This is a genomic window from Chitinophaga nivalis, assembly GCF_025989125.1.
GTDB classification, from domain to species: Bacteria; Bacteroidota; Bacteroidia; order Chitinophagales; family Chitinophagaceae; genus Chitinophaga; species Chitinophaga nivalis.
In genome coordinates, this window is the sequence record NZ_JAPDNR010000001.1 from 5,293,664 (window position 1) to 5,305,759 (window position 12,096).

Annotated in this window: 14 protein-coding genes; 1 reads left to right on the top strand and 13 read right to left on the bottom strand. The window is 45.9% G+C overall.

Features of this window, described 5'->3' with window-relative positions; all coding sequences use genetic code 11:
* Window positions 1-19 precede the first annotated feature (19 nt).
* Window positions 20-940 (top strand): helix-turn-helix domain-containing protein, encoded by a 921-nt coding sequence (locus OL444_RS20790; protein WP_264730008.1) that lies wholly within the window; start codon window positions 20-22, stop codon window positions 938-940.
* A 57-nt stretch (window positions 941-997) separates the two neighbouring features.
* On the opposite strand, the gene OL444_RS20795 is transcribed toward OL444_RS20790, so the two are convergent.
* From OL444_RS20795 to OL444_RS20855, 13 genes are all read right to left on the bottom strand, one after another.
* Window positions 998-2,032: an FG-GAP repeat domain-containing protein gene (locus OL444_RS20795; protein WP_264730006.1), complete on the bottom strand. Its 1,035-nt coding sequence runs from the start codon at window positions 2,030-2,032 to the stop codon at window positions 998-1,000.
* Between the two features lie 317 nt (window positions 2,033-2,349).
* The gene (locus OL444_RS20800) at window positions 2,350-2,832 is read right to left on the bottom strand and encodes a DUF1572 domain-containing protein (RefSeq protein WP_264730004.1); all 483 of its coding nucleotides are present in this window, start codon (window positions 2,830-2,832) and stop codon (window positions 2,350-2,352) included.
* Window positions 2,833-3,105: 273 nt separating this feature from the next.
* Window positions 3,106-3,516, bottom strand: coding sequence for a fasciclin domain-containing protein (locus OL444_RS20805; protein WP_264730003.1), 411 nt, complete (start codon window positions 3,514-3,516; stop codon window positions 3,106-3,108).
* A gap of 291 nt (window positions 3,517-3,807) precedes the next feature.
* Window positions 3,808-4,917 carry a fatty acid desaturase family protein gene (locus OL444_RS20810; RefSeq protein ID WP_264730002.1) on the bottom strand — a complete coding sequence of 370 codons (1,110 nt, stop codon included), beginning with the start codon at window positions 4,915-4,917 and terminating at the stop codon, window positions 3,808-3,810.
* A gap of 207 nt (window positions 4,918-5,124) precedes the next feature.
* On the bottom strand, window positions 5,125-5,784 hold the full coding sequence (locus tag OL444_RS20815) for an MBL fold metallo-hydrolase (protein WP_264730000.1): 660 nt from the start codon (window positions 5,782-5,784) through the stop codon (window positions 5,125-5,127).
* Window positions 5,785-5,853: 69 nt separating this feature from the next.
* A complete protein-coding gene (locus tag OL444_RS31830; RefSeq protein ID WP_307734944.1) occupies window positions 5,854-6,492 on the bottom strand; it encodes a CatB-related O-acetyltransferase in 639 nt (212 codons plus the stop codon).
* Window positions 6,493-6,562: 70 nt separating this feature from the next.
* On the bottom strand, window positions 6,563-7,519 hold the full coding sequence (locus OL444_RS20825) for an acyltransferase domain-containing protein (protein WP_264729998.1): 957 nt from the start codon (window positions 7,517-7,519) through the stop codon (window positions 6,563-6,565).
* Between the two features lie 12 nt (window positions 7,520-7,531).
* A complete protein-coding gene (locus OL444_RS20830) occupies window positions 7,532-8,278 on the bottom strand; it encodes a polyketide synthase (protein ID WP_264729996.1) in 747 nt (248 codons plus the stop codon).
* The gene (locus tag OL444_RS20835) at window positions 8,266-9,048 is read right to left on the bottom strand and encodes an enoyl-CoA hydratase/isomerase (protein ID WP_264729994.1); all 783 of its coding nucleotides are present in this window, start codon (window positions 9,046-9,048) and stop codon (window positions 8,266-8,268) included. Before OL444_RS20835 ends, OL444_RS20830 begins: the two co-directional genes overlap by 13 nt.
* A 2-nt stretch (window positions 9,049-9,050) precedes the next feature.
* Window positions 9,051-10,295, bottom strand: coding sequence for a hydroxymethylglutaryl-CoA synthase family protein (locus OL444_RS20840; RefSeq protein WP_307734946.1), 1,245 nt, complete (start codon window positions 10,293-10,295; stop codon window positions 9,051-9,053).
* A gap of 33 nt (window positions 10,296-10,328) precedes the next feature.
* A complete protein-coding gene (locus tag OL444_RS20845) occupies window positions 10,329-11,591 on the bottom strand; it encodes a beta-ketoacyl synthase N-terminal-like domain-containing protein (RefSeq protein WP_264729992.1) in 1,263 nt (420 codons plus the stop codon).
* The gene (locus OL444_RS20850; protein ID WP_264729990.1) at window positions 11,588-11,842 is read right to left on the bottom strand and encodes an acyl carrier protein; all 255 of its coding nucleotides are present in this window, start codon (window positions 11,840-11,842) and stop codon (window positions 11,588-11,590) included. Before OL444_RS20850 ends, OL444_RS20845 begins: the two co-directional genes overlap by 4 nt.
* A complete protein-coding gene (locus OL444_RS20855) occupies window positions 11,839-12,084 on the bottom strand; it encodes a phosphopantetheine-binding protein (protein ID WP_264729989.1) in 246 nt (81 codons plus the stop codon). The genes OL444_RS20850 and OL444_RS20855 overlap by 4 nt, the downstream gene beginning before the upstream one ends.
* Window positions 12,085-12,096 lie beyond the last annotated feature (12 nt).

Genomic DNA, 12,096 nt, shown 5'->3' on the forward strand with positions numbered 1-12,096 from the left:
ATCATTAAAATGCAGCAACATGAAGATGACTGCCGATACCAGTATACCCGTGTATACCGAAACCGGTGAACCAGCCACACCGATGCCGGATGATGTGTATGTTGCCTGTTTTGAACAGGCCAATATCCGGCAATTGTCGCCACACCGCCGAACCTTTTACCAGGTGATCTTCTTCCGGGAAGGCTATGGCACCCAGTGGGTGGATTTCCAGGAATATACCTTCAACGGACCTACGCTGATATTGCTGTCGCCCAACCAGGTACACCAGATGGATATCAATACGGATGCACGCGGACATATACTCATGTTGCCGGAGCGTTTCTTTGCACTCGACAGCGGACCGGAAAGCGCCTTTGTGCTGAAAGATGTTTTTGATAATACGGACCGGATTCCTTTTCTGCAGTTCGGCCACGCGGCAGCAACGGCACTGGATGCCTCCATTCGTCAGATACAACGCAGCTTCCAGGCTGACGGCAGTATGCGTAAGCTCATTCTGTTGTCGTATGTAAAGATATTCCTGTTGCAGGCCTATCAGTTAAGAGAAACCTTATCTACGATATCCGAAACCGGTTCTCATACCGGCCGGCAACAGTTCCGGCAGTTCAAAATATTGATAGAACAGCATTACCGGACCTTACATCTGCCACACGATTACGCGGCGCAGCTGCACATCTCCCTGAAACAATTAAACCTGCTGACCAGAAAATATGCCTTTTCTTCCGCCGGAGACCTGATCAAACAACGCATATTACTGGAAGCACAACGATACCTGTATCATGGTGTGCTGACCGTAAAGGAAATATCACATCAGCTGGGTTTCGAAGACCCGGCATACTTCAATCGTTTTTTTAAGCGGGAGATGAAAATCCCCCCTTATCAATTCCGGAAAATGGCAGGCAATAACCAACGTATAGCTATAGCTGGAAAAGGCCTCCTGTGAAAGAGGCCTTTTCCCTGTACGCTTACATAGGTACCCTGTCTGCCTGATGCAAATGGTTTAATTAAAATAGGCGGGTACCCAGGTATTCCGGATCCGGTTTTTAGTCAGCTGGAAGCCGACATAATACCGGAAAGCATTCGCACCGGGAGGATTATCATCTGCCATAAACACCATATCTTTTATCCCATCCCGATCTATATCATAAACAGCAATACCAGCACCCTGCGATTCATCACATATGCCGGTGTAACTTTCATAACCATTGGACCGGCTTTCCAGTACACCCTGTTTATTAAATGTGCCCGTGAGACACCTGAATTCATTCGGACCAAGTGGGTTATCATATCCCATAAAGAACACTTCCTGTTTGCGGTCTCCGTTTAAATCGGCGAGTGCCACACCTACCCCCTGCATATAAGAGGCAACATGGTTAAGGGTCACTCCGGCAGGTAATACAGTGCTGGCTTGTCCCACGTTATTCAGGTTGAAAGCAATCTGATAACGGAGTTCTCCCGTAGCGGGTCCGTCTCCGGCTACCAATATCAGATCCTGCAGACCATTGTCATCAATATCCCCCAGCGCAATGGCAGCGCCCTGTCCATCGTCGCTCACACCGGGAATAGTATAGTAATTCGTCCACAAGGCAGCATCGCCGTTTATATTCAGATTAAGTCCTACTTTATACCTGAATTGGTTGGGGCCGGGAGGCGCATCATACGACATCAATATCAAATCAGGCACCCCGTTCCGGTCAATATCGCCAATGGCCATGCCGGATCCTTCCGCATAATCACCCGGCGCCTGCACATATTTAACCCCGGAAACAGTAGTAGCGACGCCATTTTCATTGACATCATATGCGACAACATATCTATATTGATTAGGGCCAACAGGAGCATCTTCTATCATCAGAAAAATATCCGGTTTGCCATTACCATTAATATCCGTAATAGCAATATTAGCACCATCAGCGGAATGTCCCGGCGCGGGTATCTGATAATAATTCGGCAATACAGGCACACCGGCAACGGATTCCGGTATCTTATTGGTTTTATCATCCGCCGGTGTAGCAGCTTCTTTTTTACAAGCCATAAGACATACTATGGCGATGTTTAGGTAACAGTACATTAAACGTTGCATGAAAAACAGTTTTACAGTGAAGACAATAGGGTTAAATACAGGCTGTTGGTATGGGCAGACATGTTAATACAGGCTTATTATCTGTTGAAGTACCAGCTTAATGCATACAATTTTACACTATAGGACCGCTAATGCATGACATACCTGCTGCAGAAAAAAATAACGGCTTCTCTGGTAAATACAATACTGACACCGCTACTAAAAATAACAATGCTGCTACCCCTCCCGGTGCAGCAGCATGTATCAGCCAACCAGCAGCTGATATTATATCATCCGTTGACTGTTTTACTTCCGTTGATTATCTTCTTTATCAGGCTAATCTGGCCCAGGTGATAATGGGTATGTTCTGTAACACCCAGTAAATTCCGGTGATAACTACCATATCGGGCATCCGTAAAATCCTGCGGGAGTATTGCATCATCCAGTGCCTCCATCAATACAGCCAGCTGCTCCGCTTCCTGCAATGCTTTATTCACCAACGCCTGCCATGCTGCCTCGGATGATACCGGAGGCAGATCAAAGCTGAATTTATCACTTCCTTCCAGCGGATGGCCCTGCAGTACCTTTAAAATAATGCCTACATAATAGTTGATGTGAAACACCAACACGGCGATGGTATGCAGGTCATATACCTTTGTAGTGGCCTGCTCCCAGTTAATGCCCGCTAAAGTATCCTGCAGGTTCACGGCAGTCCAGTTACCTCCAAAGTGTACATCCCTGAAATGTTTGGCTACTTGTTTGGTGGAAGTCATGATCGTTTTTTTTAGTTGAACGTAAATAATGTTTTCATAACAGCAGTAAAGGAGTTCGCTTATCTGTAACGTGGGCTTTTCTATTATTCATCCGGATCAGCATCGTGTATCCTTTATATTTTCCATGCGACGCGGTTGCAATATCTTATTTCCTGTTGATATTTTCAACTGATTCCCGTAAAAACGTCTATAACCTGTATAATAAAAACAAAGGCGCCACTGGTGTTTTACCAGTGGCGCCTGTATTTCGATAGCGGAGTTAATCTCTGACTGTTACTTCATTTCAATCACAGTATCCAATGAATGTACCACACCATTGGTACCTCTGTTATCACGGCCTTGTACAGTAGCGCCGTTGATGGTTACTTTACCGGCATTCACCTTTACCGCCAGTTCCCTTCCGTTAGCGGTTACCAGCTTCTGGTTATCTTTGAGATCATTAAAACTTGTCAACCCTTCCACGACATGATGATTCAACAACTCAATCAATTTTTCCTTGTTTTCCGATTGCAGCAATGCAGGTATGCGGCCGGGTTGCAGTTTACCAAATGCAAGATCAGTAGGGGCAAATATAGTGAAGGGGCCTTTTTTTGATAGTACCATATCCAGTCCTGCAGCTTTTATACTTCTCGACATAGTGGCTAGATTTCTGTCGGCCACTACAACTTCCACAACGTTTGACATGATATTTGATTTATGTGCGGGTAGAATAACCAGCAGCTATCTGTAAGGTAGTCCTATTAATCGGGTAAACAGGATTTATTATGGCCAACCAGCAAATGCGTTTTTTAGTGTGGAGATATTGCAGGAACAAAGCAGCTTTCTGTTACTACTTTCAGCAAACCATCCTGTTGTAATCAGGACATACGTAAAGTAGCGCTGCTACCTATCAGGCAAACAACAGCGTCTACTTCTCCCGCTGATTTAATATGGAGATCTGGTGCTACTTTACAGGTAGCAGCTTCGCAGAACAGGCTATTTTTTTCCCAGTATTTTCAACATCCGGGAATGTTCGCGCAAAGCTCTCAAAAAGGTGGGCTGCACCTGATAGGGTAATCCAAAGGAAGCAGCAGTAGCTTTTACAATGGGGGCTATCTTTCTGTAATGCACATGACAGATATCAGTAAACAGGTGGTGTTCTATCTGGTAGTTCAATCCACCGATAAACCACGATAACCAGGCATTCCGGGGCGCAAAATTGATGGTATTTACCAGCTCATGAACCGCCCAGCTATCTTTCATTTGCCGGCTGTCGCCCGAAACTACCGGTGCGGCAAAAGCTGCATTGGGCATGATATGCGCGGGTTGAAAAACACAGGAAAGAAAAAGACCTGCGGTCAGGTGCATAATAAAGAAACCGGTCAGTACAAAATACCAGGGTTGCCCGGAAAACAATAAAGGCAATACCAGGATATAGGCATAATAAAACATTTTGGACCAGGTAATATGCATTAAAGCCTTGGGTAATGACACCTTTTGTTTGTGCAAAAGATTACGCTGTTTAAAACGTATTACCTGCAGATAATCTTTGGCGGTCATCCAGTAGAGGGTCATCAGTGCATAGAAGAACCATGCGTATATATGCTGATGTCTGTGGAACCAATACCGGCGCTGTTGCGGAGATAACCGTAACAAAACAGTACTGCTGATATCTTCATCCAGTCCGTCTATATTGGTATAGGTGTGATGCAGCATATTGTGCTGTATCTTCCAGTTAACAGAATATCCGCCTATTACTTCCAGTATATGCCCGATAAAAATGTTGATCTTTTTATGCGGAGAGTAAGTACCGTGATTGGCATCGTGCATAACAGCGGTACCGATCCCGATCATTCCCCATCCCATCAGAAACCAAAGCCCCCAGAACAACCACAGGTTACTTGCGCCTGCGCCCAAAATGATAAATATACAGGGTACAAAGTAGCAAAGCAGCATGATGGCAGTTTTCAGCCACATGGCAGCATTCGCATAGGGGGAAATATTATTGGATCGAAAATAGTCATGTACCGCGGCGGTCAGTGTTTCTATAAAGCTGTTACTACCTTTAGGCGCAAAACGGACGATATTTATTTTTTTCATTTTCATATTGCATACTGTTACACCTGATCGCGTTGGCTAAAAAAGGAGTGAAAGAGAGGAGCCTTACGAAGGTCGTTCTTTTATGGCAGTAAACCGGAAATATTATTCCCGGCCAGCTGATACGAATCATATAAAAAGGTGATGTGCATAAAAGCCACATGTATATTACCTTCGGTATGAAGGCATCACCCCTGTTCTGACGATGATTATTCCTTAAGTAAATCCAAACAAATGAGACTGTCCCTTCCGCATTCTGAAGTTGACAAAATGTGCGCGGTTATCAAACTGGAAATAAATGTTGTTTATTAAAAGATACCGGAGATCTTTTCCCGGTGTCTGACCATAGGAGTGTCCTGGCCAGAATAAGGTATGCTCCGGTAAAAAATGTTTCAGCAGCTGCACAGAGTCATACATCTTACTGGCATCAGCCCCTTTACCGTCGCAGATACCCACGCCTTCTATAAAGATGGTATCCCCTGAAAAAAGATGCCGGTCTATTAAATAACAACAGCTCCCAAAGGTATGTCCCGGCGTAACAATCGGAATGATTTCAAAATCGCCTATTACTTCTTCCTGTAAATGATTTATTCTTCTCAGGTTACCACAATCAAATCCATAGTAATCAATTTCCTGCCCCGACATAAAAACAGGTACATCATGTGCGATGGCAAACCGCTCTGCCAGATTGGTATGATCGATATGTGCATGTGTTAATAAAACCCCTTTCAACACAATCTGCTGGCTGACCATAAAATCATTGATGAGCTCATAATCCCAGGCAGGGTCTATTAAAATACCCATACCATTTTTATAGATGAGGTAACATTGGTTTTTAATCACAAAATAAGATACCTGAAATGTTTTAATCTTCATGTTGGCTATTTTGATACCGCCTGCCAGACAGCCATCTGAAAGCTGTCATCAGCAGGCGTTATAGGCTGGTCAATCCAAGGCCACCTGTTCCAGACCAGCTATATCTGCAGATACGATCAGCGTCAGGTACCGGGTAATTTTATCAACGGGCCAATCCCACCACGCAATGCGTATCAGTTTCTTTATCGTTACCTCATCAAATCTTTTCCTGATCTCTTTTGCCGGATTGCCTCCTACCACACTATAATCCGCTACGTCTTTTGTCACCACAGCACCTGCTGCTATAATAGCGCCGTGGCCAATGGTTACTCCCGGCATAATGATCGCATCAAAACCGATCCATACATCATTTTTGATAATGGTATCTCCCTTCGGCATCATCTGTTCTATTTTAGGCATGGCTTTTTCCCAGCCCTGTCTGAATGCATAAAAAGGATAGGTAGAAAATTCTTCCATTACATGGTTGCCACCATTCATAATGAATTTAACGCCGGAAGCAATGGCGCAGAATTTCCCGATCAGCAGTTTATCGCCTAAAAACTCATAATGATACAAAATATTCTTAAAGAAATTGGCCGGCGCCTCTATATCATTATAATAAGTGTAATCACCTACTTCTATATTGGGGCGGTTAACCAGGTTTTTAAGAAACACCAGGTTTTTATTGTTGGGTAACGGATATAGCAGTTCCGGATCTGGTCCTGTCATTGTTGAATAGCATTTAAGCGTAGAAAATTTATTTACCTGAACAGTATTATCGGTTATCAGCCACCTGCACTTATTTTCCGGCCAGCCACTGCTGCAGTTTTTCCAGTTGTTGTATTTCCTGTTGATAAGGCGTCATGATCGGAAAAACATGCGAGCCGGAGCCAGGTTTTAAATTGTATTTCACAAAGGTAGCAGCCGTCCCGGAAGGGCCCAGATCAATATAAAGACAAGGGCCTTGCTCTTCCAGCAGGGTTACTATCTGTGAAAAATTCGTGTAATGCCGGATGACTTCCCAAAAATAATCTTCGGGGAGTGTGGTGAGCTCCCGGCATTGTATGCCGGAAATAAACCCTGGCTGTGGCTTCGACAGCGGCGGCATACCTGCTGTATAATACTGAAACCGCTGGCGGCCATTTTCAATCAGCGGCGCATGAAAAGGATGATTCACCGGCAGCCGCAGATAATGAATACCACGGTGGTCCAATTCTTCCTGAAAACCTTTCAGTCCGGCGATGGATCCTGAAAGGGTAAAGTGCCCTTCAAAATTATCCGCTGCCAGGAAAAGCTGATGCCGGAGATAAATAGCTTCCAGGTCTTTCCTTTCATGGATAACGGCCAGCATGCCACCTGCAGCATCGCTGCTCACTATTGCCTTTGCCTGCTCAATAGCCGCTTCCAAAGCCACCTCCGCACTCCACACGCCACCCGCTACGGCGGCCGCAAATTCCCCCAGACTATTCCCTGACAAGTAATCAGGTTGTATATCCATTGACCGCAACACCTCATACATGGCTATTTCCACGGCAACAATAGCAGGATGTGTGATCAGCAGATCGTCCAGCGTATCCTGTTTGGTGGCGTGCAGTTCTGCTATCAGCGACCGGTTCAGCTGTTGCCGGATGATGGCATCACTCTGTTCAAGGCTATGCCTGAAAACAGGATGCTGCTCCGCCAGTTTTCGCCCCATTCCGCTGTACTGACTGCCCTGCCCGGAAAACAGGAATACCGTTTTAAAACCGGTTGTCATGATCACAATGATTTATTTACCAAAAGAAGTTTCTATCCGCTCGCCTACTTCCGGCTGATGAAAAGTAATTTCATGCATATGCAATTCCTGTTCTATCGCTATGGGCAGCTTTTCCCTGATGTGTGCAGTCAGGTGTTTTTTGAGGGTAACAAGTGACAAACGTGGTTTTTCTGCCAGCTCTCTTGCCAATGCCATTGCTTCTGACATTACCTGTGCCTTCGGTACTACTTTAAAAGGAATGCCTCTTTCTTTTAACTCTTCTCCCCGGTAGTTTTTCGCGGAATGCAACATTTCATTACCCAGCACTTCACCCAATTTCAACGGCACCATCAGGGTGGCGCCCAAACCAGGTGTAAAACCGTATTTCATGAAGTTGGTCGTGTATACATTCTCTCTTCCCAGGATCGCAAAATCGGCATATAATCCGAATACGAATCCCCCACCGATACCATGTCCCTGCATAGCGGAGATAACGGGTATCTCACACTCCAGCGGACAGGTAAAAAAATTGAGTTCATTGAACTTTGCATCACTTTGATGAATCCGGATCAACTCTTCCTTGGTACCACCACAGCAGAAGTAATTTTCATATCCGGTCAGTATCACCACCTTATAGCCGGGATGTCGCCTTATCTCTGCAAATACCGTGATCAATGCACTCATTAATTCTTTCGTAAAGGTATTCCGGGAGTCTTTATCTTCCATCGTGACCTGTACAATACCTGCTTCCAGTTCGGTTAATTTTACTACCTGTTCCATGGGAGTTTTCCGTTTTGAATAAAGTTTTTAATGTTTGATTGGACCCTTTCTGTTTTCATCAGGGCACTCAGTTTCCCCACAGCTAATTGCCGCGTGCTATCATTCATGATCCACAGTTCATCCATATAGTTTTTCAAATCCTTGATGGTGTCTGTTTCCAGCATATTCAGCCGCAGCGCATTTCTTCTTACAGCATCATTTACATCTGTTGTCAGCTCATCGGCCAATCCTATCTGAAAAGCGCGCAGCGCGGGAATGCCCTGGGTGATGAGCGTCATCCATTGTGCCTTCTGATAGCCAATCCTGCGAATCAGGAAAGGCATCACACAAGCCGGTAACAAACCAAACAAAGCTTCCGACAGGCCAAACGTTGCTTTTTCATCGGCAATGACCAGGTCGCTGGCGGCTACCAGCCCGATTCCTCCGGCATTTACTTTTCCTTCCACCTTCGCAATAATCACTTTGGAGCAACGGGAGAAATGCTGCAACAAGGCATAATAGGCCTGGGGATCGTCATCAATCATCCCATCTGCCCGGCCATCACTGATGGCCTGAAAGTCCATGCCGGAACAGAAACTATCCGGCAGTCCTTCCAGTACCACTACTTTAATCGCTGCCACGCTTTCGAGATGCAGTAACACCTGTTTCATCTCTCTGATCAGCGTTGCATTGATACTATTATTCGCTTCCGGCCGATATAGCTGCAAGTACAGCACACCTCTCTGTTCCCGGATCCGAATGGTTTCGTATGTTGCTTCCAGTATCGTCATGACTATACCCATTTATAAATTCTGTGAAAGTTTTTTATTTCTGAAAAGACCAGCCTGTTTTTTCCTTCCACATGTTTAAATGTTTCCGGGAACTGATACAGGTCTACTTTATAATCCCGTGTGCCGAATTTTAAATTTTCGTTGGCAGCAAAGGTGTTTTCATATTCTTTGACAGATAACTTATACCGATCGCTCAGGTGTTTGGAAAGCTGGAACTGTCTTACCTTTTCCTGGGATTGCTGCGTAACGATACCGCTGTAAAATTCGGAGCAACAACCGGATCCATAGGAGAACATGCCGATTCTTTTAGGTTGTTCAAAATCGCCATGATCAATGGTGCTGGCCAATGCCAGGTGTGCAGTGGCGCCCATGATATTACCAACCCGCTGGCAATAGGCCAGTGAAGGCATCACTCTTTTCTGGAAGTCCGCTTCTATCTGCGCAGGACTAGCCTGTTTGAACTTACGCATATTGGTACGATGGGCACCTTTCACCATGCCGCCAAAAGGCGTGTGAAAAGCGAGATAGCCAAAGGTAGCTTCATAGTCAGCGCCCTCTACTCTCTTCTGGTATTCTTTAAAGGCATTTTCACAACAGTCCAGATAAGACAACAACGACAGATCCGCATCGCCTGCTTCCTGGTCTGGTACCGGGCGACAGGTATCCATCACTTCATAGCCGTAATAACCATTTGCACCATTGTCTATTTGAAATACGACCGGATAGTCGCTCACCAGCATAGCCACTGCACCAGATCCTGTGCTGGGTTCTGCAAAAGACATTTCCAGCGATCCGTCTACCGCATTCACCCGCATAATATCCGTACAAATCACCAGGGCTTTTCTACCGGGTGCATTACCGGAGAGAATGAAATTAACAGCCATCTGCAAACCGGCGGTGCCGGAATAACAGGCGCCTTTTAATTCAAAAAGCCGGCAATTTCTGTTCAGGCCCAGGTAATGATGCATATAGGTACTCATGGACTTACCAAAATCAATTCCTGATTCTGTACAGGTAATGACCATATCAATCCGGCTCCGCTCCTCCGCTGTTAAGCTGTCGATAATCGGCTTTGCCGCATTCACCCCATTGGTAATGGGGTCTTCATAGGGCATTGGTACCGTTTTTTCTTTCATCAAAAGATTTTCAAACCTACCGGTATCTAAATTCCGTGCCTGGGCTAATTCTGCTACGTTCAATACGGCGGAACCGCAATAAATATTTAAGGCTTCTATTCCTGCTTTCATTATTTAGGAAGATTGATATTTGTTTAACTGTAATTAATTTTTCCGAAGGATGATGGCCGTATTGATACCACCAAACCCAAAGCTATTCGTCAGGGCATAATCGATCACTGCTTCCCGCGCCTGTTGTTGTATCCAGTCTATGTCGCTGCTGATCGGATTTTCCAGGTTATGATTTGCATGCACAAATCCATGGTTGATTTGTATCAGCGTGGCAATACATTCTACCAATCCCGCAGCAGATAAACCATGCCCGATCAGTGATTTTGTACTGTTGGCTTTCACGCCCGACAACCCCGCTGCCAGCAATGCCGCCACTTCTGTGGCATCGCCCAGGGCAGAAGAAGAACCATGTGTATTGACATAGCCAAGTTGCGCCGCGTTTATTCCGGCTGCTGTCAGGGCTTTTAACATGGCGGTTGTTTCGCCTTCCGCAGAAGGATGAGGGCTTCTGTTGGCATCCAGACTGATGCCATAACCTGTGATGTCGCCATAACCTGTTTTACCTCTTCCGGCAGCATGTGCGGCGCTTTCCAGGATGATGCAACCGGCAGATTGCCCATATACAAAACCGCGGTGTGCCGCATCAAATGGCCGGCATATGTCTGCAGCAGTGGCGCCTTCCGTCCAGGGCGCCATTGCACCCAATGCAGTAAAGCCCTGGTATTCGTAAACAGATAAATCCATTAAAGGAGCCACCACTACTACGACGTCATACGCTCCCGTTGCCAGCAGCCGGCAACCCTGGATGACAGCCATGTTGCCACTGGCGGAGGCAGCACCAATGGTATGCCCTTCTCCTCTGATACCCAGTAAACCGGATAAAGCGCCTACCAGGTCTGTATCAAAAAAGTTGAGTCCATAATTAGGGTTCATGAACTGCAGCTTTTCCCGGTATTTCTCCTGCTCCGCCTGTAAGGCAGCCTGCTGGATATTGGTACCTCCGGATATAATAGCCACCCGGGTTAAGTCGGTATCAGCGTCATTAAAACCGGCATCTGTCCAGGCTTCCAAAGCACAGTAGATACCATAGGAAGTACTCCGGGATATATGCCGTAACCGCCGGATCTTTTCCAGGAGCGCTTCTTTCACCTGGAGACCGGCCGTCAATGATAACAAGTCGACATCATTGACGGCAGCAACCGGAAAGCTGAAAACACGTTCCCCCTGGTGAAATGCTTTCACACTATAATGGGTAGCAGCTGTTTTTAATGCAGCCGTCCAGGCAGGCACACCTGTTCCCGTGGGCGTCACTACGCCCATTCCGGTAACCTTCGCAACATTCGTAGATGGCGTCATAGCTGTGCCCCCTCCAGTTTTTGGTAAAGCAGATCTGCCAGTTGCCCTAAATTGGCGGCCGAATGAAAATCAAAACGCGAGACCCTGAGATCCAGGTCTTCCAACGTTTTTTCGATCAGTTCTGCCCGGCCAACGGAGTCCAGTCCTAATGGCGACAACATATCCTCCCGGCTGATGTTCACCTGTTCCAATCCCGGAACGATCTGCCTGATATTTGTAGCAATGATGTCAAGAATGGATGCCGGGGTCATACCTTTTGCGTTTTTTCGATGATTAAATCTGCCAGCTCATTGATGGTCTGTGCACTTACAAATTCAATGCGGGATACTTCCAGATTCAGGCGCTCGAGGGTGAGGGTAATCAATTCTCCTCTGTCGACAGAGTTAGCGCCCAGGTTTACAAATGTTTCATCCAACTCAATGGGCGTTGCTTTTAATTCCGGAATAATCTCTACCAGGTTTTCCTTAATCAGGGTTATTACTTCGTTTCTCATTACACAATGGTT